Genomic DNA, 23,771 nt, shown 5'->3' on the forward strand with positions numbered 1-23,771 from the left:
GATCCTTCCAAACCGCCGCCGGCGCCGCCCGTGCGCACAGATCGGGCCCGATCGCCCGTGGGAGCGGGGCGGCGCATTACAATGTCGGCCATGACGCAAACAGTGCTCCTCGCCATCGATACGTCGACCGAATACTGCTCGGTCGCGCTGCTGCGCTCGGCCCCGGCCGATGACGCCGTTTCCACCCCGCAAACCTGGGTCCGCCACGAGCCGACGGGCGCCGTGTCGAGCACGCGCGTGCTGCCGGCGATCCAGGAGCTCTTCGCCGAATCCGGGCTGACGCTCGCCGACTGCGACGCGATCGCGTTCGGCGCCGGCCCCGGCTCGTTCACGGGCCTGCGTACCGCGACAGGCATTACCCAGGGCCTCGCGTTCGGCGGCGGGCTGCCGGTCGTGCCGATCGGCACGCTGCTCGCATGCGCCGAGCACGCTCGGTTGCGCACGCCCAGCACGACCCGCGTGCTCGCCGCGCTCGACGCGCGGATGGACGAAGCCTACTGGGCGGATTTCGAGTGGGACGACAGCGCCGGCGACTGGCGTACGCTGCATCCGGCGTCGCTCGACGTACCGGGCGCCGTCGGCGTGCCCGACGCGCCGTTCACGCTCGCCGGCAATGCGGCCGCGGCGTTCGGCGCGCAATTGCCGGCCGCCGCGCGGGCGGCCGCGATCGACGGCGAGGCGCTGCCTCATGCGCTGGCGGTCGCGCATGCCGCGCTGCGTGCGTTCCGCGCCGGGCGTGCGGTGCCGGCCGACCAGGCCGCGCCCGAATACGTGCGCGACAAGGTCGCGCAGACCACGGCCGAGCGGATCGCGGCACGGGGCGCGCAGACGGGCGGAGCGAACGGATGACGGGTGTCCTGCTGAGCGACCGCTATCTGGCGCCGATGACGGATGCCGATCTCGACGAGGTCGTCGCGATCGAGCACGTCGCGTACGAATTCCCGTGGAGCCGCGGCAACTTCGAGGATTCGTTGCGCAACGGCTACCTGGGCGTGTGCCTGCGGCACGTGACCGGGTCGCTCGTCGGCTATTGCGTGCTGATGCCCGTGGTCGACGAGATGCATCTGCTGAACCTGTGCGTCGCGCCAGCCGCGCAGCATGCGGGCGCCGGCCTCGCGCTGCTGCGCGAGGCGGTGCGCATTTCGCGCGCGGAAGGGCTCGACGGCATGCTGCTCGAAGTACGGCCGTCGAATCCGCGCGCGATCCAGCTGTACGAGCGCTTCGGCTTCGTGACGATCGGCCGGCGCAAGAACTACTATCCGGCGAAGCATCGCAGCCGGGAGGACGCGATCGTGATGCGTCTGACGCTGAACAAGGACGAGGGGGACGCGCATGGCGTGGGGTGAAGCGGCGCTCGAGGAACTGGGCCTCGCGCAGATCTGGGTGCGGCGCGGGCAGCGCGCGGAAGAGGGTGTGGCAACCGACGCGCAACCCGCGGCGACTGACGACGGTTCCGTCGTCGCGGCCGAGCGGCCGGGGCGTGCAGCGCGGGCGCCGGTGCAGGACGATGCGCCGGCGGCCGTCGCGCGTGGCGCAGCCCGTGACTTGCCGACTCGCGAATCGGGGGCATCGGCGCACGCTGTCGGCGATGGCGATCGCGCGCCTGCGCAGACCGCATCGACCGCATCTCCCGATACGGTGCCGCCGAAGAATGATGCGCCGCCTGCGGCGGACGACGATTTCGCGTGGTTCGACGCGGCGCCGCCGGGCGAATCCGTGCCCGTGCCGCTCACCGAATCGCGCCCCGCCGGCACGCCGGTCGCCGCGCTCGACTGGGATGCGCTGGCCGCGCGCGTGGCCGACTGCACGCTGTGCCGTCTGTGCGAGAAGCGGACCAACACCGTGTTCGGCGTCGGCGACCGCGAGGCGGACTGGATGCTGATCGGCGAAGCGCCGGGCGAGAACGAGGACAAGCAGGGCGAGCCGTTCGTCGGCCAGGCCGGCAAGCTGCTCGACAACATGCTGCAGTCGCTGTCGCTCAAGCGCGGCGACAACGTGTACATCGCGAACGTGATCAAGTGCCGGCCGCCCGGCAACCGCAACCCGGAGCCGGACGAGGTCGCGAGCTGCGAGCCGTATCTGCAGCGCCAGGTCGCGCTCGTGAAGCCGAAGCTGATCGTCGCGCTCGGCCGGTTTGCCGCGCAGACGCTGCTGAAGACGGACGCGAGCATCGCGTCGCTGCGCGGCCGCGTGCATGCGTACGAGGGCGTGCCGGTGATCGTCACCTACCACCCGGCCTACCTGTTGCGCAGCCTGCAGGACAAGTCGAAGGCGTGGGCCGACCTGTGCCTCGCGCGCAACACGTTCCAGCGTGCGCCAGGCGCCGACGCGAACGGCCCGGCCGGGCCATGACGACCGGCGCGGCGTGCGCGTTCGTCGATACGCTGCATGACGTCGCGGTGCGCGATCTGGGCTGGCTGCTGGCCAGCCCGAGCCTGCTCACCGCGGTGCCGGGCGCGCCGCTTGCGCGCCCGTGGCCGGATGCGGCAGGCCAAGCGGCCGTCGAAGCGTGGCTCGCCGCGCTCGATGCGCAGCCCGGGCCGCTGCATCGCGCGCTCGACGGGTTTCGGCCCACCCGGCTCGGCCGCTACGCCGAATGCCTGCTCGAGTACTTTCTGACGCACGGGCCGTCGCTGCGGCTCGTCGCGGCCAATCTCCCGTTGCGCAGCAACGGCCGCACGCTCGGCGAAGTCGACTTTCTCGTCGATGCGCCGGACGGTCGACGTTTGCACTGGGAACTCGCGGTGAAGTGCTATCTGTGCGCGCCGGTCCGCGACGGCGCGTCGCTCGCCGACTTCGTCGGTCCCAATCTCGTCGACCGGTTCGATCGCAAGCGCAGCCGGCTGCTCGACCATCAGTTGCGGCTCGGCGAACACGACGGCTTTGCGCGGCTCGGCTACGGCGCGCCGTCCGACGCGCAGATGTTCATCAAGGGCTGGCTGTTCCATCCGCACGGCGCGCCGGTGCCGCCGGTGTCCGCCGAAATCGCGCCGGATCACCCGCGCGGTTTCTGGCTGACGCACGCGCAGTGGCCGGCGTGGGCGGCTGCGCAGCGTGACGGCGCGGCGTGGAGCGTGTTGCCGCGGCTGGCGTGGCTGGCGCCGCGGCGTGCCGCCGCCGGCGCGGGTGTCGAGCCCGAGCCGCTGGCGAGCGCATTGGAACTGCCGCCCGTGCTGGCGACGCGCCAGACGCCCGATCTCATTGCGATTCATGAAAAGGGCGATGACGGCACGTGGCGCGAAGCGGCGCGCGGGTTCGTCGTGCCCGACGACTGGCCGGCGCGCGCGCAGGCGTTCGCGGCGCAGGATCGCTGACGCCGCGTCAGCCGGCGCTCACCACCAGCGATGAAAGTGATGGACCGGGCCGACGCCGTGGCCGACGTCGAGGTGGCCGCTCGCGGCGATCGCGCCGCTCAGGTAGGTCTTGGCTTCCCGTACTGCGCTTTCGAGGTCGGGCTGCTGCGGCAGCAGCGCGGCAATCGCCGACGACAGCGTGCAGCCGGTGCCGTGCGTGTTGCTGACCGGCACGCGCGCGCCGTCGAGCCGCACGGTGCGTGTCGCTTCGACGAGCCAGTCGGGGCTCGCGGACGCATCCGGCAGGTGGCCGCCCTTCATCAGCACGGCGCGTGCGCCCGTCTGCAGCAAGGCCTGGCCTTGCCGGACCATGTCGTCTTCGGTGGTGGCGGGCGCATCGTTCAGCAGCGCGGCCGCTTCGGGCAGGTTCGGCGTGACGACCGTCGCGAGCGGCAGCAGCGTGTCGCGCAGCGCGTCGACGGCATCGGGCGCGAGCAGCGCGTGCGAACTCTTCGAGATCATCACCGTGTCGAGCACGATGAAGCGCGGCGCGTAGCGGCGCAGCGCGTCGGCCACCGCCTGCACGATCGCCGCGTTCGCGAGCATCCCGATCTTGACCGCATCGATGCGGATGTCGTCGAACACCGCGTCGAGCTGCGCGGTCACGAACGCGGCGTCCGGCGCGTGCACGCCCGTCACGCCGCGCGTGTTCTGCGCGGTCAGCGCGGTGATCACGCTCGCGCCATACGCGCCGAGCGCGGAAAACGTCTTCAGGTCGGCCTGGATGCCTGCGCCGCCGCCCGAATCGGAGCCGGCGATCGTCAGGATGTTGGGTATCGGGTGCGTCATGAGGGCAACGCGCCGGTTCGAGGACCGGCGCCGGCGGACGGAAACGGAAAGTGTAGCGTCAGTGCCGCGATTCGCCGATCAGCGCGACCGAGTCGAACTGACGCTGGTTCGCCTGATGGCGGCGCATCACGAGCCACATCGTCAGGCAGACGAACGTGCCGAACAGCACGATGACGACGCCGACCGGCACGTCGAGCCACACGAGCACCGCATACAGGCACAGCATCACGAGCACCGACAGATTCTCGTTGAAGTTCTGCACCGCGATCGAATGGCCGGCCGACAGCAGCACGTGGCCGCGATGCTGCAGCAGCGCGTTCATCGGCACGACGAAGTAGCCGGACAGCGCACCGACGCCGATCAGGAAGAGGTACGCGACGATCAGGTAGAACGGCAGACGCAGGTGGCCGAAATGCACGGCCCAGTGCGACGGGAACAGGTCGCGCGTGTAGAACGCCATCAGCATCACCGCGATGCCCATGATGATGCCGACGGGCAGCACGGTCAGCGACTTCTTCAGCGGAATCCGGGCAGCCGCCGCGATCGCACCGGCCGCGACGCCGACCGCGACCACGGCCTGCAGGATCGCGCCTTCGGACAGCGACATGTTGAGCGACACCTCGGCCCACTTCAGCACGATGAACTGCAGCGTCGCGCCCGCGCCCCAGAACAGCGTCGTGACCGCGAGCGAGATCTGGCCGAGCTTGTCGCGCCAGAGCACCATGAAGCAGTCGGCGAAATCGGTGAGCAGCTTGACCGGGCCGCGTTCCTGCTTCGGATAGCGGGCGCCCGTGTCGGGAATGCGCAGGTTGAACAGCGCGGCGACCACGTAGATCGCCATGATGATCGCCATCGCCGCTTCGGCGGGCGTGCCGATCCAGGCGGGCGTGTGCGCGATCACGTGCGACGCGATGTGCGGGCTGATCAGCGCGCCGCCGAGCACGGTGCCGAGGATGATCGAACTGACGGTCGTGCCTTCGATCCAGCCGTTCGCGGCGACCAGCCGGTCGGCCGGCAGCAGTTCGGTGAGAATCCCGTATTTGGCGGGCGAGTAGGCCGCCGCGCCGAAGCCGACGATCCCGTACGCGATCAGCGGGTGGGCGCCGAACAGCATGATCAGGCAGCCGACCACCTTGATCGAGTTGGTGATGAACATCACGCGGCCCTTCGGGCGCGAATCCGCGAACGCACCGACATACGCCGCCAACACCACATACGACAACACGAAGAACAGCTTCAGCAGCGGTGTCATCCAGTTGGGGGCGTGGAGGTCTTTCAGCAGGGCGATGGCGGCGATGAGAAGCGCATTGTCGGCCAGCGACGAGAAAAACTGCGCGGCCATGATGGTGTAAAAACCTTTTTTCATCTGATGCGATGCTTTCGTCGCTGCGGCAGGGCCGCGTAGGCCGCCTGGTATGCGATCGGCTTATTCCGTTCGAAATGGGTTGTGCGCACGGCTTTATAACATGAAAATACGCGAATTCGGACTAGCAAGATTCCCCGATCGTTCCGCAAATTGTCGGCTTCGGTGCTCAAAAGGCGCGGTAAGCTGATGATTCGCAAGCGTCTTTACGTAAATTTCCCATGCCGCGCCCGATCTCCGCCACCATCCACACCGCCGCTCTCGCGAACAATCTCTCCGTCGTCCGCCGCTTTGCCGGCCCGTCCAAGGTCTGGGCGGTCGTCAAGGCCAACGCGTACGGCCACGGTCTCGCCCGCGCGTTTCCGGGCCTGCGCGGCACCGACGGCTTCGGCCTGCTCGACCTCGACGAGGCCGTGAAGCTGCGCGAGCTCGGCTGGGCCGGCCCGATCCTGCTGCTCGAGGGCTTCTTCCGCTCGACCGACATCGACGTGATCGACCGCTACAGCCTGACTACGACCGTCCACAACGACGAGCAGATGCGGATGCTGGAAACGGCGCGGCTGTCGAAGCCCGTCAACGTGCAGCTCAAGATGAACAGCGGGATGAACCGGCTTGGTTATACGCCGGAAAAATATCGTGCCGCGTGGGAGCGCGCCCGCGCGTGCCCGGGCATCGGCCAGATCACGTTGATGACCCATTTTTCGGACGCGGACAACGAGCGCGGCGTCGCCGAGCAGCTCGCGACGTTCGAGCGCGGCGCGGAAAGCATCGCCGGCGCGCGCAGTCTCGCGAATTCGGCGGCCGTGCTGTGGCATCCGGACACGCACTTCGACTGGGTGCGGCCGGGGATCGTGCTGTATGGGGCATCGCCGTCCGGGCTGTCGTCCGATATCGCCGACACGGGGTTGAAGCCCGCGATGACGCTCGCGTCCGAGCTGATCGCGGTGCAGACGATCGGGAAGGGCCAGGCGATCGGCTATGGCTCGACGTTCTCCGCGCAGGCGCAGATGAAGATCGGCGTCGTCGCGTGCGGCTACGCGGACGGCTATCCGCGCGTGGCGCCGGAAGGCACGCCGGTGATCGTCGACGGCATCCGCACGCGGATCGTCGGTCGCGTGTCGATGGACATGATCACCGTCGACCTGACGCCGTGCCCGCAGGCCGGCGTCGGCGCGCGCGTCGAGCTGTGGGGCAACGCGTTGCCGATCGACGACGTCGCGCGCCATTGCGGCACGATCGGCTACGAGCTGATGTGCGCGGTTGCCGGCCGCGTGCCCGTGCGAGCGGAATAAGGGCGTCGCGCGTGGCCAAACAGAAAACCGTTTACGTCTGCAGCGAGTGCGGCGGACAGACCCCGAAGTGGCAGGGCCAGTGCCCGTCGTGCCAGGCGTGGAACACCCTCGTCGAATCGGTCGCCGAGTCGCCGGCCGCCCATCGGTTCCAGTCGCTCGCGAAGCGGGCGCCGGTGCAGCGCCTCGTCGACATCGAGGCCGCCGACGTGCCGCGCTTTTCGACCGGCATTGGCGAATTCGACCGCGTGCTCGGCGGCGGGCTGGTCCCCGGCGGCGTCGTGCTGATCGGCGGCGATCCGGGCATCGGCAAATCGACGCTGCTGCTGCAGTCGCTCGCGGATATCGCGAGCGAGCGGCGCGCCCTCTATATCAGCGGCGAGGAATCGGCCGCGCAGATCGCGTTGCGCGCGCAACGGCTCGCGCTGCTCGACGGCGGCGCGCCCGCGGACGAACTGAAGCTGCTCGCCGAGATCCAGCTCGAGAAGATCCAGGCCGCGATCGACGCGGAGCGGCCGGACGTGGCCGTCATCGACTCGATCCAGACCGTCTATTCCGAGGCGCTGACGTCGGCGCCGGGCTCGGTCGCGCAGGTGCGCGAGTGCGCGGCGCAGCTCACGCGCATCGCGAAACAGTCGGGCACCGCGATCATCATGGTCGGGCACGTGACGAAGGAGGGCAACCTCGCGGGCCCGCGCGTGCTCGAGCACATCGTCGACACGGTGCTGTACTTCGAGGGCGACACGCATTCGTCGTTCCGGCTCGTGCGCGCGTTCAAGAACCGCTTCGGCGCGGTCAACGAACTCGGCGTGTTCGCGATGACCGAGCGCGGGCTGCGCGGCGTGGCCAACCCGTCCGCGCTGTTCCTGTCGCAGCACGAGCAGGTCGTGCCCGGTTCGTGCGTGCTCGTCACGCAGGAAGGCACGCGGCCGCTGCTCGTCGAAATCCAGGCGCTCGTCGATACGGCGCACGTGCCGAACCCGCGCCGGCTCGCGGTCGGCCTCGAGCAGAACCGGCTCGCGATGCTGCTCGCGGTGCTGCACCGCCACGCGGGCATCGCGGCCTTCGATCAGGACGTGTTCCTCAACGCGGTGGGCGGCGTGAAGATCACCGAGCCGGCCGCCGACCTCGCGGTGCTGCTCGCGATTCACTCGTCGATGCGCAACAAGGCGCTGCCGAAAGGGCTGATCGTATTCGGCGAGGTGGGGCTGGCGGGCGAGATCCGGCCGTCCCCACGCGGACAGGAACGGCTGCGCGAAGCGGCGAAGCTCGGCTTCACGTCCGCGCTGATCCCGAAGGCGAATGCGCCGAAACAGCCGATCGAAGGGCTGAACGTGATGGCCGTCGAGCGGCTCGAGCAGGCGATCGACCGCGTGCGCGATCTTGAATGACCGGCCCGGCGCGCGCACGGGCCGTGCGTCGCCGTGCGATCTGTCGCGTAATTCGCTGTAAAGAATATGTAGGCTGCTGTAACCCGCCGGACATCGCTTTTCCCTATCCTTTGCCGGATTGTCGAACCGCGCAATGCGAAGGGAACCTATGTTGAAATCGTATGGGGAAGCGCCTGGCGGACGCCTTTACAACCTGCGCGGCTGCCGCGTGTCGGAGCCGATTCGCCAGCCGTGGGGCGGCGGATGCCGGATCGTCGAGTGGATCGACGAAGAAGGGCGCCTGGCGCGCAAGGTCGTGTCCGAGGACGTGACGGAAGCGGAAGTCGCCGCGGCGATCCGCCGGCCGACCGAAGGACGCCGGTACCTGATGGGCGACGACGAACAGATGCCGCGCGACACGCTGCCGCGCCGCTGAGCGGATGGTGCGGCCCGCATACGGGCCCGCCGACGCAGCTACGTCAACGCGGCAATGACGACGAGGCCGGGCCAGGGCGCCCGGCCTCGTCGTTTCCGGGGCGGGAGCGCGGCCGGGGGATTCGTGGAGCGTCGACGCTCCGACACGCTACACCGCCGATGACGCGCTCATCGCCTGATGGCTCCGGCGGCCGCGTTCAGCCGATCTGCTCGAGTTCTTCCTGCACGGCGAGCCAGTCCGCCTCGACCGTCTCGAGCCGGGTCGTGACCTCGCCGAGCTTGCGGATCGCGTCGGTCAGTTCCGTCTTGCGCGCGGCCTCGTAGCTCGCCGGATCGGCGACGAACGCGTCGAGGCGCGCCTTCTCCGCGTGCAGCGCTTCCATTTCCTTTTCGAGCTTCGTGATGCGGTTCTGCAGCGGCTTCTTCAGTTGCGACAGCCGCTGGCGTTCCTCGGCCGCCTGGCGCTTCTGATCCTTGCGGTTGACGCCCGGATCGGCGCCCGCGGCGGCCGCGCTGTCGGCCTTCGCGGCCGCGCGCTGCTCGGCCGCATGCTGCAGCAGCCAGTCGCGGTAGTCGTCGAGGTCGCCGTCGAACGGCTGCAGCCGGTGCTTCGCGACCAGCATGAACTGGTCGGTCGTCGCGCGCAGCAGGTGGCGATCGTGCGACACGAGGATCAGCGTGCCTTCGAACTGCGCGAGCGCCATCGTCAGCGCGTGGCGCGTTTCGAGGTCGAGGTGGTTCGTCGGTTCGTCGAGCAGCAGCAGGTTCGGCTTCTGCCAGATGATCAGCGCCAGTGCCAGGCGCGCTTTTTCGCCGCCCGAGAACGGCCCGACCGGGCTGGTCGCCATGTCGCCCGAGAAATTGAAGCCGCCGAGGAAGTCACGCAATTCCTGCTCGCGCGTGTCGGGCGCGAGCCGCGCCAGATGCGCGAGCGGCGAATCGTCTTCGCGCAGCGTTTCGAGCTGGTGCTGCGCGAAATAGCCGATCGTCAGCCCCTTGCCGTCGCGGACATGCCCCGACAGCGGCGCGAGCGTGCCCGCCAGCGTCTTGATCAGCGTCGACTTGCCCTGGCCGTTGGCGCCGAGCAGGCCGATGCGCTGGCCGTTCTGGATCGACAGCGCGACGCGCTCGACGATCGGGATGTCCGCTCCGTCGTCGGCGTGGTAGCCGCAGCGGACGTCCTCCATCACCATCATCGGGTTCGGCGCGGCATCGGGCGTGCGGAATTCGAACGTGAACGGCGACGCGATGTGCGCGGGCGCGATCAGCTCCATCTTCTCGAGCGCCTTCATCCGGCTTTGCGCCTGCTTGGCCTTGGTCGCCTTGGCCTTGAAGCGGTCGACGAAGCTCTGCAGGTGCTCGATCGTCTTCTGCTGCTTTTCGTACGCGCTTTGCTGCAGCGCCAGTTGCTGCGCGCGCAGCACTTCGAACTGCGAGTAGTTGCCGCCGTAGCGCTTCACCTGGCGGTTTTCCAGGTGCAGCGTGACGTTGCAGATCGAATCGAGGAATTCGCGGTCGTGCGAAATCACGACCAGCGTGCCGGGGTAGCGGTGCAGCCAGTCTTCGAGCCACACGATCGCGTCGAGGTCGAGGTGGTTCGTCGGTTCGTCGAGCAGCAGCAGGTCGGAGCGGCACATCAGCGCCTGCGCGAGGTTCAGGCGCATGCGCCAGCCGCCGGAGAAGCTCGCGACGGATTCGCGCGTTTGCGCGAGCGTGAAGCCGAGGCCGAGCAGCAGCGCCTCGGCGCGGGCCGGCGCGGTGTAGCCGTCGGCGTCGGCGAACGCCGCGTGCGCGTCGGCTTCGGCCGCGCCGTCATGCGCGGCCGAAGCGGCGGCGATGCGCGCTTCGATCTCGCGCAGCGCGGCATCGCCGTCGAGCGTGTAGTCGAGCGCCGAACGGTCGACCGCGGGCGTTTCCTGCGACACGTGGGCGATCCGCCACGACGGCGGCATCGAGAAATCGCCTCCGTCGGAATGCAGCTCGCCGCGCAGGACGGAAAACAGCGTCGACTTGCCGGCGCCGTTCGCGCCGATCAGGCCGGCTTTCTCGCCGGGATTGAGCACGAACGAGGTCGACTCGAACAGCGGCTTGGTGCCGCGCGCAAGGCTGAACTGATTGAAACGGATCACGGCGGAAATGGCTGGCGAAAACCGCTATTCTAGACCGCGCGCCGGTCGCGCCGGGCATCGGCCGTTCGGCGGATGCCGCAACGGCGCAATTTCGCCTAGACTCCACGTCGATCCGGTTTCATAAAAGGAGTGCCCGATGTCCACCCTGTATTCGTTCAGCGCGGAGACGCTCGCCGGTGCGCCGGTATCGCTCGATGCGTATCGCGGCAAGGTGCTGCTGATCGTCAATACCGCGAGCGAGTGCGGTTTCACGCCGCAGTACGCGGGCCTGCAGAAGCTGTACGACCAGTACGCGGCGCGCGGCTTCTTCGTGCTCGGCTTCCCGTGCAACCAGTTCGGCAAGCAGGAGCCGGGCGACGCCGCGCAGATCGGTGCGTTCTGCGAGCGCAACTACGGCGTCACGTTCCCGATGTTCGCGAAGATCGACGTGAAGGGCGACCATGCGCATCCGCTGTATCGCTACCTGACCGACGAAGCGCCCGGCATTCTCGGCCTCAAGGCGATCAAGTGGAATTTCACGAAATTCCTGATCGACCGCGACGGGCGCATCGTCAAGCGCTACGCGCCGTCCACCAAGCCCGACGAGATCGCCGCGGATATCGACAAGCTGCTGTGACCGGCAGCGGCCGGCATACGCGGTGCCGGCGCGCAGCGCGGGCGCGGCCGTCGTCCGGGCCGTTACAGGATCGGCGCGAACAGCCGCGCGACGTGCATCGCGATGCGCCGCCAGGCGGGCGACTGCCGGTATTCGTCCGCGTCCACCTCGTACGCTTGCGCGAAGTCGGCGTCGAGCATCGTCTCGACCTCGTCGGCGAACGCCGGGTCGACGGTCAGCACCATGACCTCGAAATTGAGGCGGAACGAACGGTTGTCGAGATTCGCGCTGCCGATCGCCGCCGCGATGCGGTCGATCAGCACGACCTTCTGGTGCAGGAAGCCGGGCCGGTAGCGGAACACCTTCACGCCCGCATCGACGAGGTCGCGCGCGTAAAGCTTCGACGCCTCGAACACGACGTAGTGGTCGCGCCGGCTCGGGATCAGGATGCGCACGTCGACGCCGCGCATCACGGCGAGCTTCAGCGCGGAGACCACGGCTTCGTCGGGAACGAGGTACGGCGTGGTGATCCAGACCCGCTCGCGGGCCGCGTTGATCGATTCGGCGAAGAACAGCGAGCCGGTTTCCTGCTTGTCGGCCGGCCCCATCGGCACCGCGAGGCAGTGCATGCCGTCGCCGGGCTGCGCGGGCGGCGGCAGCGCGATGGGCGGCAGCTTCTGCGTCGCCCAGTGCCAGTCTTCGGCGAACACGTACTGGATGCTCGCCACCACGGGGCCGCGTATCTCGATGTGGGTGTCGCGCCATGGCGACAGGCGCGGCTTCGCGCCGAGATATTCGACGCCGACGTTGTGGCCGCCGACGAACGCGCGATTGCCGTCGACGACGACGATCTTGCGATGGTTGCGGAAGTTCAGCTGGAAGCGGTTCACGAATTTCCGGTTGGTCGCGAACGGATGAACCTCGACGCCACCGCGGCGCAATGCGTCGACGTAGCTGTGCGGCAGGTCGAAGCTGCCGATGCTGTCGTACAGCAGGCAGCAGCGCACGCCGGCCGCCGCACGCGCGAGCAGCGAGTCGCGCAGCATCCGGCCGAGCGCATCGTCGCGCACGATGAAGAACTGGACGAGCACGTAGTCGCGCGCGGCGTCGATCGCCGACAGGATGGCGGAGAACGTCGCGTCGCCGTTGACCAGCGTGCGCACCGAATTGCCGCCGAGGAACGGCATGCCGCCGAGCCGTGTGAGCGCGAGCACGGCGGCCTGGCCCAGCGCGTCGGCAGCCGGCCCGTCGGTCGCGTCGGTCGCGCGCCACGGCGAGCGCGGTGTGTGCGTGCGCAACATTTCGAGCTCGTGGCGCCGGGCGTCGACGTAGCCGGAGAATTTGCTGCGGCCGAGGAACAGGTACGGAACGAGCGTCAGGTACGGCATGGCCGTGAGCGAGACGGCCCACGCGATCGCGCCTTGCGACGTGCGCGTGTTCATGATCGCGTGGCATGCCGCGACGATCCCGAGCACATGGATGGTCAGGATCAGGGTGCCGAGATGTAGCCAGTCGAGGGTCATGGGCGCGTAAAGGACTCCTGCGGGGACTCCCGAGGGAACTCGCGCGGCCGGGCGGCCGCCTACGCGCATCTTACCCAACCGTGCGGCGCAATGGTGCGCCGCACGGCGGGCGGGCCGGAACGCTCAGGCCTTGCGGGGCAGGTCCGACGCCTGGATCAGGAACACGGCGTCGTCGCCCGCGCTGGTGGGCAGCCACGTGAGCTCGAGGCCGCCGAACGCCGCTTCGACGTGCTCGCGCTCGTTGCCGATCTCGACGACGAGCACGCCGTCGTCATGCAGCCAGCGGTGTGCTTCGGCGACGATGCGTCGCACGATGTCCATCCCGTCGTCGCCGCCGGCGAGCGCCATCTCCGGCTCGTGCCGGTATTCGGGCGGCAGCGCGGCCATCGACGCGGCGTTCACGTACGGCGGGTTCGTCAGGATCACGTCGTAGCGCGAGTCGGGATCGGTGCGGAACGCGGGCAGCGGCGCGTAGAGATCGCCGCGGTGCAGCCCGATGCGGTCTTCGAGGCCGTAGTCGCGCACGTTGATTTCCGCGACTTCGAGCGCCTTGTCCGACAGGTCGACCGCGTCGATCTCGGCGTTCGGGAACGCGCTTGCCGCGAGGATCGCGAGGCAGCCGGAGCCGGTGCACAGTTCGAGCACCGCGCCGACCTGCTCGGGATCGGCGACATACGGCTGCAGCCCGTCGTCGAGCAGTTCGCCGATGAACGAGCGCGGCACGATCACGCGTTCGTCGACGTAGAAGCGGTGGCCGTGCATCCACGCTTCATGCGTGAGGTACGCAGCCGGCACGCGGTCGGCCGCGCGTCGTTCGATCACCGCGAGCACGGCCGCGATTTCGTCGGGCAGCAGGCGTGCGTCGAGGAACGGGTCGAGCGTGTCGAGCGGCAGGTCGAGCGTACGCAGCACGAGATAGGCCGCTTCGTCGTACGCGTTGTCGGAACCGTGGCCGAACGCGAGCTTCGCCTTCGAGAAACGCGTGACCGCGTAGCGCAGCAGGTCGCGGACTGTGGCAAAAGGTGTCGTCATGCGAGGCTCCATCAGGCGATCAGTTGTTCGAGCACGCGTCGGTACACGTTCTTCAGCGGGTCGACGAAGCGCACTTCGATGTGCTCGTCGATCTTGTGGATGCTGCCGTTCGGCGGCCCGAACTCGATCACCTGCGGGCAGATGCGCGCGATGAAGCGGCCGTCCGACGTGCCGCCCGTCGTCGACAGCTCGGTCGTGATGCCGGTCTCGGTACGGATCGCGTTTTCCAGTGCGCCCGACAGTTCGCCGCGCGGCGTGAGGAACGGCAGGCCGCTCACCGACCACTTCAGCGTGTATTCGAGGCCGTGCTTGTCGAGGATCGCGTGCACGCGGGCCTGCAAGCCTTCGACGGTGCTCGCGGTCGAGAAGCGGAAGTTGAACAACAGGTCGGCGTGACCCGGGATCACGTTGGTCGCGCCGGTGCCGGCGTGCAGGTTCGACACCTGCCACGTGGTCGGCGGGAAGTATTCGTTGCCGGCGTCCCATTGCTCGGCCGCGAGCTCGGCAAGCGCCGGTGCGAGCAGGTGGATCGGGTTCTTCGCAAGGTGCGGATAGGCAATGTGGCCCTGCACGCCCTTGACGACGAGTTCACCGGACATCGACCCGCGGCGGCCGTTCTTGACGACGTCGCCGAGCTCGGCCGTCGACGTCGGCTCGCCGACGATGCAATAGTCGAGGCGTTCGCCGCGTTCCTGCAGCAGCTCGACGACCTTCACGGTGCCGTCGGTGGCCGGGCCTTCCTCGTCGCTCGTGATCAGGAACGCGATCGTGCCGCGGTGGCCGGGATGGGCCGCGACGAATTCCTCGGACGCGACGACGAACGCCGCGAGCGACGTCTTCATGTCGGCCGCGCCGCGGCCGTACAGCTTGCCGTCGCGGTGGGCGGGGATGAACGGCGGCGAGGTCCACTGTTCGAGCGGGCCGGTCGGCACGACGTCGGTGTGGCCCGCGAACGCGAGCAGCTTGCCGTCGCGGCCGTCGGTGCCGCGCTTGACGGCCCACAGGTTGGTCACGCCGTGCGACGCGATCGTCTCGCATTCGAAGCCGAGCGCGGCGAGGCGCTCGGTCATGATCTGCTGGCAGTGCTGGTCGTCGGGCGTCACGGACGCGCGGGCGATCAGCTGTTCGGTAAGGGCTAGGGTGGCGGACATGGTTCGGACCACTTTCGATAAAAAATGCCGGCGCGGTGGCCGGCAGCGATGAGACGTCGTGCGCAGCGCGGGCGCGGCGCGGGCGGCCCTATGCGGCAAACAGCGCCGCGTATTGATCGGCCACGAAGCCGAGCGATTTCACGCGGCCGTTGACGACGAGCACGGGGCGCTTGATGACCGACGGCTTGTGGATCATCAGCGCGACCGCGCCGGTCTTCGTTTCGGCGGCCGCCTTCATCGCGTCGTCCAGGCCGCGCCACGTGGTGCCGCGCTTGTTCACGAGCGCGTCGAGCGACACGTCCTTCAGCCAGTCTTCGATCAGCGGCGCGCTGACGCCGAGCTTCTTGAAATCGTGGAACTCGAATTCGACGCCGTGATCGTCGAGCCACACGCGGGCCTTCTTCACGGTGTCGCAGTTCGGAATGCCGTAGACGACCACGGTGTGCGGCTTCGCCATCAGTCGCCTCGCAGCAGCTCGTTCAGGCCGACCTTCGCACGCGTCTTCGCGTCGACCTTCTTCACGATCACCGCGCAGTACAGGCTGTGCGAACCGTCCTTCGACGGCAGGTTGCCGGCGACCACGACCGAGCCGGCCGGGATGCGGCCGTAGCTCACTTCTCCCGTCTCGCGATCGTAGATCTTGGTGCTCTGGCCGAGGTACACGCCCATCGAGATCACCGAGTTTTCCTCGACGATCACGCCTTCGACGACTTCCGAGCGCGCGCCGATGAAGCAGTTGTCCTCGATGATGACCGGGTTCGCCTGCAGCGGCTCGAGCACGCCGCCGATGCCGACGCCGCCCGACAGGTGCACGTTCTTGCCGATCTGCGCGCACGAACCGACCGTCGCCCACGTGTCGACCATCGTGCCTTCGTCGACGTACGCGCCGATGTTGGTGTACGACGGCATCAGCACGACGTTCTTCGCGATGAACGAGCCGCGGCGCGCGATGGCCGGCGGCACGACGCGGAAGCCGCCCGCGGCGAAATCTTCGGCCGTGTAGTTCGCGAACTTCGACGGCACCTTGTCGTAGAACTGCGAGTAGCCGCCGGCCGGCATCGGCGCGTTGTCCTCCAGGCGGAACGACAGCAGCACGGCCTTCTTCAGCCACTGGTGGACCGTCCAGTTGCCGTCGATTTTCTCGGCGACGCGCAGCGCACCCTTGTCGAGTTGCTCGATCGCGTGAGCGACGGCCTCGCGGACGTCGGCGGGCGCGGCCTTCGGCGACAGCTCGGCGCGGTTTTCCCAGGCGGTGTCGATGATTTGCTGAAGTTGTTGCGACATGTTCGTTTTCGCAGGAGATGGATGGAATTGATCGGGATGGACGTCTTACCGCGCGAGAGCGCGGCAGAAATCGACGATGCGTTGCGCGCCCTCGACGCATTCGGGGGTGCCCGCGACGAGCGCGATCCGGATGAAATCGCGGCCCGGATTCGTGCCGTGCGCATCGCGCGCCAGGTACGAGCCGGGCAGAACCGTCACATTATAGTCGGCGTACAGGCGGCGGGCGAACTCGGTGTCCGACAGGCCGGTGCGCGCGACGTTGGCCCACAGGTAGAACGCGGCGTCGGGCAGCTTCACGTCGATGACCTCGGCGAGCATCGGCGTGACCGTGTTGAACTTCTGCACGTACAGCGCGCGGTTCTCGCGCACGTGCGCCTCGTCGTTCCACGCGGCGATGCTCGCGTGCTGCCAGACCGGCGACAGCGCGGCGCCGTGGTACGTGCGGTACAGCAGGAATTTCCTGAGCAGCGCGGCGTCGCCGGCGACGAAGCCCGAGCGCATGCCCGGCACGTTCGAGCGCTTCGACAGGCTCGACAGCATCACGAGGCGCTCGAAGCCGCGGCCGAGGCGGTGCGCGGCCTCGAGGCCGCCCAGCGGCGGCGCCGCTTCGTCGAAATAGATTTCCGAATAGCACTCGTCGGACGCGATCACGAAGCCGTGGCGGTCGGACAGCGCGAACAGCTCGCGCCAGTCGTCGAGCGTCAGCACGGCGCCCGTCGGGTTGCCGGGCGAGCACACGTACAGCAGCTGCGTGCGCGCCCACACCTCATCGGGCACGGCCGCGTAGTCGCACGCGAAGTTGCGCGCCGGGTCGCTGTTCGCGAAATAGGGTTCGGCACCGGCCAGGAGCGCCGCGCCTTCGTAAATTTGATAGAAAGGATTCGGACAGAGTACGATCGCCTTCTTGCCGTCCGCGCGCGCTCGCGCGTCGATCACCGTCTGCGCAAGCGAGAACAGCGCCTCGCGCGAGCCCGAGACCGGCAGCACCTGCGTGGCCGCATCGATCGCCGGCAGCCCGTAGCGGCGTTCGAGCCAGCGCGCGATCGACGTGCGCAGCGCGTCCGAGCCGGCGGTGGCCGGGTACGACGCGAGGCCGTCGAGCGCGGCCACGACGGCGTCGCGGATCAGCGCCGGCGTCGCGTGCTTGGGCTCGCCGATGCCGAAGCTGATCGGTTTCAGGTTGCCGGAAGGCGTACCGGCACCGGGCGTCACGTCCTTGAACAGGGCGCGCAGCTTTTCGAAGGGATAGGGCTGGAGCGAGTCGAGTCGAGGGTTCACGGGCGAAGCGGCCATCGCGGCCGGTTGGAGCGAAAGAAGCGGCGGGCGCGCCGCGCGGCTGCGAACGGGCGCCGGGGCGCGCGGCTCGCAACGGACGATTATAGCGTGACGGAATGCGGTCACGGCCTGCCGGAACGGCGGCCGGGCCGGTCGAATAAAGGGTATCGAACAAATGCACAACGCGGTACGCGGCAGCCTGCCAACGCTCGCCATCCTGATCGGCGCGTCGGTATGGGGCCTGATCTGGTATCCGCTGCGGATCCTCGCGTCGCTCGGCGTGACGGGCACGCTGGCCAGCGCGCTGACGAGCCTCGTCGCCTTCCTGTTCGTGATCGTCGCGCGGCACCGGACGATCGCGACGCTGCGCTGGCACTGGGTGCTGCCGGGCATCGCGGTGACGGCCGGCGTGACGAACCTCGGGTTCGTATGGGGCACGATCCACGGCGAGGTGCTGCGCGTGATGCTGCTGTTCTACCTGACGCCGGCCTGGACCGCGATCTACGCGCACTTCCTGCTGCGCGAGCGGCTGACCTGGGCCGGCGCCGGGCTCGCGGCGCTGTCGATCGGCGGCGCGATGCTGATGCTGTGGTCGCCGTCGCTCGGCCTGCCGCTGCCGGCCAATCCGGCCGAATGGGCCGGTCTCGCGGCCGGGCTGAGCTTCGCGATGAGCAACGTGCTGGTGATCAAGGCGAGCCGGGAGCTGCCCGACATGCGCGCCGAAATGCGCACCGCGACGCTGTTCGGCGGCGCGGCCGTGTTCGGCGCGATCGCGTCGCTGTTCGAAGGGCTGCCGGCCGCGCCGGCGAGCGGCCAGCTGGGCGTGGCCGCGCTGATCATCGCGGCGATCGGCGTGACGATGGCGTCGAACAACCTGCTCGTCCAGTACGGTCTCGCGCGCGTGCCCGCGAACCGCGCGTCGATCATCATGCTGTTCGAGATCGTGATCACCGCGCTGTCCGCGTGGGTGTTCGCGAACGAGCTGCCGAGCGCGCGCGAGTGGGCGGGCGGCGCGTGCATCGTGCTGGCGACGCTGCTGTCGAGCCGGGTCCATCGTGCCGCGCCGGCACCGGACAAACCCGGCGACGGTCGGGACGGCGCACGCGCGATGGTATGATGGAAGCCGTTTGCGGGGCCCAACGCTGGATGCGCGCGGCCCCGTTTTTGAATTCCGGGGCGCATGGCGCGCAGGGGCTCTCCGGCCCCGCGCCGGGCGGCCCCGTCCGTTTCACACCTTCTTCACATCCGATACCGCCGTGCGTCTGAGCTCGATCAAACTCGCTGGCTTCAAATCCTTCGTCGATCCCACGCATTTCCAGGTTCCGGGCCAGCTTGTCGGCGTGGTCGGCCCGAACGGATGCGGCAAGTCCAACATCATCGATGCCGTGCGCTGGGTGCTCGGCGAGTCGCGCGCGTCCGAGCTGCGCGGCGAATCGATGCAGGACGTGATCTTCAACGGTTCGACCGCCCGCAAGCCCGGCAGCCGGGCCAGCGTCGAACTGATCTTCGACAACTCCGACGGCCGCGCGGCCGGCCAGTGGGGCCAGTACGGCGAGATCGCCGTCAAGCGCGTGCTGACGCGCGACGGCACGTCGAGCTACTACATCAACAACCTGCCGGCGCGCCGCCGCGACATCCAGGACATTTTCCTCGGCACGGGCCTCGGGCCGCGTGCGTACGCGATCATCGGGCAGGGCATGATCGCTCGGATCATCGAGGCGAAGCCGGAAGAGCTGCGCGTGTTCCTCGAGGAAGCCGCCGGCGTGTCGAAGTACAAGGAACGCCGCCGCGAAACCGAGAACCGCCTGCACGACACGCGCGAGAACCTGACGCGCGTCGAGGACATCGTGCGCGAACTCGGCGCGAACCTCGAGAAGCTCGAGGCGCAGGCGGTGGTCGCGACCAAGTACAAGGAACTCGTCGCCGACGGCGAGGAGAAGCAGCGCCTGTTGTGGCTGCTGCGCAAGAACGAGGCCGCCGGCGAGCAGCAAAAGCAGCAGCGCGCGATCGAACAGGCGCAGATCGACCTCGAGGCGCAGACGGCGAAGCTGCGGGAAGTCGAGGCGCAGCTCGAGACGCTGCGCGTCGCGCACTACTCGGCGAGCGACGCGATGCAGGGCGCGCAGGGCGCGCTCTACGAGGCGAACGCCGAGGTGAGCCGTCTCGAAGCCGAGATCAAGTTCATCGTCGAATCGCGCAATCGCGTGCAGGCGCAGATCGCCGCGCTGAACGCGCAGCGCGAGCAGTGGCGCGCGCAGGCCGAGAAGTCGCAGGACGAGCTCGAGGAAGCCGAAGAGGCGCGCGCGATGGCCGACGAGAAGGCCGCGCTCGCCGAAGACAACGCGGCCGCGAAGCACGATGCGCTGCCGGCGCTCGAAGCGAAGTGGCGCGACGCGCAGGCGCAGCTCAACGACGAGCGCGCGCGGATCGCGCAGACCGAGCAGTCGCTGAAGCTCGAAGCCGCGCACCAGCGCAACGCCGATCAGCAGCTCCAGCAGCTTCAGCAGCGTCACGAGCGCCTGAAGAGCGAAGCAGGCGGCCTCGACGCGCCGGACGAGACGCAGCTCGAAGAGCTGCGCATGCAGCTGGCCGAGCAGGAAGAGATTCTCGCGGAAGCGCAGGCGCGCCTGGCCGATGCGCAGGAAACGGTGCCGCGTCTCGACGGCGAGCGCCGCGCCGCACAGGAGCGCGTGCAGGCCGAAGCCGCGCAGATTCACCAGCTCGAAGCGCGCCTCGCCGCGCTGAAGCAGCTGCAGGAAAACGTGCAGACCGAAGGCAAGATCCAGCCGTGGCTCGACAAGCACGAACTCGGCGCGCTGCCGCGTCTGTGGAAGAAGCTGCACGTCGAGGCCGGCTGGGAAGCGGCGCTCGAGGCCGTGCTGCGCGAGCGCCTCGCCGCGCTCGAAGTGTCGAATCTCGACTGGGTGAAGGCATTCGCGACCGATGCGCCGCCCGCGAAGCTCGCGTTCTACGCGCCGCCCGCGGCCGGCGAGCCGCCCGCCGCGGCGGCCGGGCTGCGTCCGGTGCTGTCGCTCGTGCGCATCGACGACGCGGGCATCCGCGCGGTGCTGAACGACTGGCTCGGCAACGTGTACGTCGCCGACGACGTCGCGCAGGCGCTCGCGGCGCGCACGCAGCTGCCGGCAGGCGGCGCGTTCGTCGTCAAGGCCGGCCATATCGTCACGCGGGTCGGCGTGCAGTTGTACGCGGCCGATTCGGAGCAGGCCGGGATGCTGGCCCGTCAGCAGGAAATCGAAAACCTGACGCGCCAGGTGCGCGCGCAGGCGCTGCTCGCCGACGAGGCGCGCACGGCCGCCGTGCGGGCGGAAGCCGCGCACACGCAGGCCACGCAGGCGCTCGGCGACGTGCGTGCGCAGGCCGAACGCGCGACGCAGCGCGTGCACGCGCTGCAGATGGACGTGCTGAAGCTCGCGCAGGCGCACGAACGCTACACGCAGCGCAGCACGCAGATCCGCGAGGAACTCGAGGAAATCGGCGCGCAGATCGAGGAACAGCGTGCCTTGCGCGCGGAGTCGGAAGCGAATTTCGAGCGCTTCGACGGCGAGCTCGCGGAACTGCAGGCGCGCTTCGAGGACAACCAGCTCGCGTTCGAGTCGCTCGACGAATCGCTGACGCAGGCGCGTCAGGAAGCGCGCGACCTGGAGCGCGGCGCGAACGACGCCCGCTTCGCCGCCCGCAACGCGGTGACCCGGATCGACGAGCTCAAGCGCACGATCCAGGTCGCGCACGAGCAGAGCGAGCGCGTCGCCGCGTCGCTGGAAGACGCGCGCGCCGAACTCGAGACGATCAACGAGCAGACCGCGCATACGGGCCTGCAGGACGCGCTCGAGATTCGCGCGGTGAAGGAAGAGGCGCTGCAGGCCGCGCGGATCGAGCTCGACGACCTGACCGCGAAGCTGCGCGCGTCGGACGAGCAGCGGCTCGTCGCCGAGCGTTCGCTGCAGCCGCTGCGCGACCGCATCACCGAACTGCAGTTGAAGGAGCAGGCCGCGCGCCTGTCCGTCGAGCAGTTCGCCGAGCAGCTCGCAACCGCCGAGGTCGACGAAGTGGCGCTGGCCGCGAAGCTGACGCCGGATCTGAAGCCGTCGTACCTGCAGGGCGAAGTCACGCGCCTGAACAACGCGATCAACGCGCTCGGCCCGGTGAACATGGCCGCGCTCGACGAGCTGAAGGCCGCGAGCGAGCGCAAGGTGTTCCTCGACGCGCAATCGGCCGACCTGATCGACGCGATCACGACGCTCGAGGACGCGATCCACAAGATCGACCAGGAAACCCGCACGCTGCTGCAGGGTACCTTCGACGAGGTCAACCGTCACTTCAGCGACCTGTTCCCGCGCCTGTTCGGCGGCGGCCAGGCGAAGCTGATCATGACGGGCGACGAGATTCTCGATGCCGGCGTGCAGGTGATGGCGCAGCCGCCCGGCAAGAAAAACGCGACGATTCACCTGCTGTCGGGCGGCGAGAAGGCGCTGACCGCGACCGCGCTGGTGTTCGCGATGTTCCAGCTGAACCCGGCGCCGTTCTGTCTGCTCGACGAGGTCGACGCGCCGCTGGACGACGCGAACACCGAGCGTTTCGCGAATCTCGTGCGCGCGATGTCCGACAAGACGCAGTTCCTGTTCATCTCGCACAACAAGATCGCGATGGAAATGGCGCAGCAGCTGATCGGCGTGACGATGCAGGAGCAGGGCGTGTCGCGGATCGTCGCGGTGGACATGGAAACCGCCGCGGGTTTTGCCCAGAATTGACGTTTGACGAAACCGGACCGCGTTCGCGCGGCGCATGGGCGCCCGTTCGCGGTTCCGACGAAAAAGAATTGCTGATGGAGCGTGCATGGACGAGTTGACACTCGGTTTGATCGGCGCGGGCGCGGTCGTGGTGGGCGGCGTCGTGGTCTACAACGCATGGCAGGGCGCGAAAGTGCGGCGCAGGATGCCGCGCCCGATGCCGGAGGAAGCGGCCGAGGCGATGAACCGCCCCGAGCGCGACGAAGAGTTGCCGTTCATCGAGCCGGTGCGTCAGCCGGTGCGCCGCGAGCCCGCGGCACCGGTCGCGGCTGCTGCTGCCGAAGCCGCGCGCGTCGAGCCGACGTTCGGCGCGGCCGCCGGCGGCGCGGCGCCGGCCGATACGCCGGCCGACCTGCAGGCCGAGGCGACGGGCGTCGACACGTCGTCCGAATCGACCGAACCGGCTGCCGGTGAAGAAGCCGCGCCTGCCGCCGCGCATGAAGCGGCGGCCGAACCGGCCGGCCCGACCGAACCGGTGATGCCGGCCGCGACGACGATCTCGTCGGCGCCGCCCGCGATCGTCGATCGCCGGATCGACTGCATCGTGCCGATCCGCCTCACCGGCCCGCTGCCGGGCGACAAGATCCTGCCGGTCGCGCAGCGGCTGCGCCGCGCGGGCAGCAAGCCCGTGCACATCGAAGGCAAGCCGGAAGGCGGCCAGTGGGAGCTGCTGCAGAACGGCGTGCGCTACGAAGAGCTGCGCGCGGCCGCGCAGCTCGCGAACCGCAGCGGCGCGCTGAACGAGCTCGAATTCTCCGAGTTCGTGACGGGCGTCCAGCAGTTCGCCGACGCGATCGACGGCGCGCCGGAATTCCCGGACATGATGGAAACGGTCGCGATGGCGCGCGAGCTCGACGCGTTTGCCGCGCAGTGCGACGCGCAGCTGTCGATCAACGTGATGTCGGACGGCGCGCCGTGGTCCGCGAACTACGTGCAGGCGGTCGCGTCGCAGGACGGGCTGCTGCTGTCGCGCGACGGCACGCGCTTCGTGAAGCTCGACGCGAAGCAGAATCCGGTGTTCATGCTGCAGTTCGGCGATACGAACTTCCTGCGCGACGACCTGACGTACAAGGGCGGCAACATGATCACGCTGGTGCTCGACGTGCCGGTCGCCGAAGAGGACATCCTGCCGTTCCGGCTGATGTGCGATTACGCGAAATCGTTGTCCGAGCGGATCGGTGCACGCGTCGTCGACGATTCGCGCCGGCCGCTGCCGGAGTCGACGCTGCTCGCGATCGAGCAGCAACTGATGAAGCTGTACGCGAAGCTCGAGGAAGCCGGCATCCCGGCCGGTTCGCCGGTCACGCGCCGCCTGTTCAGCCAGTAACGCGATGGCGCGAACGGCGGTCTTTGGCGCCGTCGTTCGTCGCCGCGG

The 23,771-nt window shown here is 68.9% G+C and carries 20 protein-coding genes; 11 read left to right on the forward strand and 9 right to left on the reverse strand.

Annotated features, from left to right (window positions below):
- Positions 1–81: 81 nt before the first annotated feature.
- Genes tsaB through HWX14_RS00870 form a run of 4 tightly spaced genes read left to right on the forward strand, consistent with a single transcriptional unit; the run spans position 82 to position 3,314 of the window.
- Positions 82–849 carry a tRNA (adenosine(37)-N6)-threonylcarbamoyltransferase complex dimerization subunit type 1 TsaB gene (gene tsaB / locus HWX14_RS00855; protein WP_175881176.1) on the forward strand — a complete coding sequence of 256 codons (768 nt, stop codon included), beginning with the start codon at positions 82–84 and terminating at the stop codon, positions 847–849.
- Positions 846–1,346, forward strand: a complete 501-nt coding sequence (gene rimI, locus HWX14_RS00860) for a ribosomal protein S18-alanine N-acetyltransferase (RefSeq protein WP_175881177.1) — start codon at positions 846–848, stop codon at positions 1,344–1,346. Before tsaB ends, rimI begins: the two co-directional genes overlap by 4 nt.
- Complete coding sequence (locus HWX14_RS00865) at positions 1,333–2,352, forward strand: uracil-DNA glycosylase (protein WP_175881178.1); 1,020 nt, start codon at positions 1,333–1,335, stop codon at positions 2,350–2,352. The genes rimI and HWX14_RS00865 overlap by 14 nt, the downstream gene beginning before the upstream one ends.
- On the forward strand, positions 2,349–3,314 hold the full coding sequence (locus HWX14_RS00870) for a DUF1853 family protein (protein ID WP_175881179.1): 966 nt from the start codon (positions 2,349–2,351) through the stop codon (positions 3,312–3,314). Before HWX14_RS00865 ends, HWX14_RS00870 begins: the two co-directional genes overlap by 4 nt.
- A gap of 18 nt (positions 3,315–3,332) precedes the next feature.
- Here HWX14_RS00870 and thiD read toward each other — a convergent pair whose 3' ends face one another.
- On the reverse strand, positions 3,333–4,142 hold the full coding sequence (thiD, locus tag HWX14_RS00875) for a bifunctional hydroxymethylpyrimidine kinase/phosphomethylpyrimidine kinase (RefSeq protein WP_175881180.1): 810 nt from the start codon (positions 4,140–4,142) through the stop codon (positions 3,333–3,335).
- A 58-nt stretch (positions 4,143–4,200) separates the two neighbouring features.
- Positions 4,201–5,508 (reverse strand): lysophospholipid transporter LplT, encoded by a 1,308-nt coding sequence (gene lplT, locus HWX14_RS00880; RefSeq protein WP_175881181.1) that lies wholly within the window; start codon positions 5,506–5,508, stop codon positions 4,201–4,203.
- A gap of 218 nt (positions 5,509–5,726) precedes the next feature.
- On the opposite strand from lplT, the gene alr reads away from it, so the two are divergent.
- From alr to HWX14_RS00895, 3 genes are all read left to right on the forward strand, one after another.
- Positions 5,727–6,797, forward strand: a complete 1,071-nt coding sequence (gene alr, locus HWX14_RS00885) for an alanine racemase (RefSeq protein ID WP_175881182.1) — start codon at positions 5,727–5,729, stop codon at positions 6,795–6,797.
- A gap of 11 nt (positions 6,798–6,808) precedes the next feature.
- Positions 6,809–8,185 carry a DNA repair protein RadA gene (gene radA, locus HWX14_RS00890; RefSeq protein WP_175881183.1) on the forward strand — a complete coding sequence of 459 codons (1,377 nt, stop codon included), beginning with the start codon at positions 6,809–6,811 and terminating at the stop codon, positions 8,183–8,185.
- Between the two features lie 148 nt (positions 8,186–8,333).
- Positions 8,334–8,600: a DUF2866 domain-containing protein gene (locus HWX14_RS00895; protein ID WP_021159088.1), complete on the forward strand. Its 267-nt coding sequence runs from the start codon at positions 8,334–8,336 to the stop codon at positions 8,598–8,600.
- Between the two features lie 196 nt (positions 8,601–8,796).
- Here HWX14_RS00895 and HWX14_RS00900 read toward each other — a convergent pair whose 3' ends face one another.
- Positions 8,797–10,728: an ATP-binding cassette domain-containing protein gene (locus tag HWX14_RS00900; RefSeq protein ID WP_175881184.1), complete on the reverse strand. Its 1,932-nt coding sequence runs from the start codon at positions 10,726–10,728 to the stop codon at positions 8,797–8,799.
- 136 nt (positions 10,729–10,864) lie between these two features.
- On the opposite strand from HWX14_RS00900, the gene HWX14_RS00905 reads away from it, so the two are divergent.
- A complete protein-coding gene (locus HWX14_RS00905; RefSeq protein ID WP_175881185.1) occupies positions 10,865–11,344 on the forward strand; it encodes a glutathione peroxidase in 480 nt (159 codons plus the stop codon).
- 62 nt (positions 11,345–11,406) lie between these two features.
- Here HWX14_RS00905 and cls read toward each other — a convergent pair whose 3' ends face one another.
- The 6 genes from cls to dapC form a co-directional block, all read right to left on the reverse strand.
- Positions 11,407–12,846 carry a cardiolipin synthase gene (gene cls / locus HWX14_RS00910; protein ID WP_175881186.1) on the reverse strand — a complete coding sequence of 480 codons (1,440 nt, stop codon included), beginning with the start codon at positions 12,844–12,846 and terminating at the stop codon, positions 11,407–11,409.
- Positions 12,847–12,969: 123 nt separating this feature from the next.
- On the reverse strand, positions 12,970–13,878 hold the full coding sequence (gene prmB / locus HWX14_RS00915; RefSeq protein ID WP_175881187.1) for a 50S ribosomal protein L3 N(5)-glutamine methyltransferase: 909 nt from the start codon (positions 13,876–13,878) through the stop codon (positions 12,970–12,972).
- A gap of 11 nt (positions 13,879–13,889) precedes the next feature.
- Entirely contained in the window at positions 13,890–15,029 is a 1,140-nt protein-coding gene (gene dapE / locus HWX14_RS00920) for a succinyl-diaminopimelate desuccinylase (protein ID WP_175881188.1), read from the reverse strand.
- An 88-nt stretch (positions 15,030–15,117) separates the two neighbouring features.
- The gene (locus HWX14_RS00925) at positions 15,118–15,486 is read right to left on the reverse strand and encodes an ArsC family reductase (protein ID WP_006478478.1); all 369 of its coding nucleotides are present in this window, start codon (positions 15,484–15,486) and stop codon (positions 15,118–15,120) included.
- Complete coding sequence (gene dapD / locus HWX14_RS00930; protein ID WP_006478479.1) at positions 15,486–16,313, reverse strand: 2,3,4,5-tetrahydropyridine-2,6-dicarboxylate N-succinyltransferase; 828 nt, start codon at positions 16,311–16,313, stop codon at positions 15,486–15,488. The genes HWX14_RS00925 and dapD overlap by 1 nt, the downstream gene beginning before the upstream one ends.
- Before the next feature lie 45 nt (positions 16,314–16,358).
- A complete protein-coding gene (dapC, locus tag HWX14_RS00935) occupies positions 16,359–17,606 on the reverse strand; it encodes a succinyldiaminopimelate transaminase (protein ID WP_175882326.1) in 1,248 nt (415 codons plus the stop codon).
- A gap of 157 nt (positions 17,607–17,763) precedes the next feature.
- On the opposite strand from dapC, the gene HWX14_RS00940 reads away from it, so the two are divergent.
- The 3 genes from HWX14_RS00940 to HWX14_RS00950 all read left to right on the forward strand — a co-directional run bounded on the left by HWX14_RS00940 (position 17,764) and on the right by HWX14_RS00950 (position 23,723).
- Positions 17,764–18,705 (forward strand): DMT family transporter, encoded by a 942-nt coding sequence (locus HWX14_RS00940; RefSeq protein ID WP_175881189.1) that lies wholly within the window; start codon positions 17,764–17,766, stop codon positions 18,703–18,705.
- 139 nt (positions 18,706–18,844) lie between these two features.
- The gene (gene smc / locus HWX14_RS00945; RefSeq protein WP_175881190.1) at positions 18,845–22,357 is read left to right on the forward strand and encodes a chromosome segregation protein SMC; all 3,513 of its coding nucleotides are present in this window, start codon (positions 18,845–18,847) and stop codon (positions 22,355–22,357) included.
- An 85-nt stretch (positions 22,358–22,442) separates the two neighbouring features.
- Positions 22,443–23,723 carry a cell division protein ZipA C-terminal FtsZ-binding domain-containing protein gene (locus tag HWX14_RS00950; RefSeq protein ID WP_175881191.1) on the forward strand — a complete coding sequence of 427 codons (1,281 nt, stop codon included), beginning with the start codon at positions 22,443–22,445 and terminating at the stop codon, positions 23,721–23,723.
- Positions 23,724–23,771: the final 48 nt, after the last annotated feature.

This window comes from Burkholderia sp. BCC0044 (assembly GCF_902832955.1).
Lineage (GTDB): Bacteria > Pseudomonadota > Gammaproteobacteria > Burkholderiales > Burkholderiaceae > Burkholderia.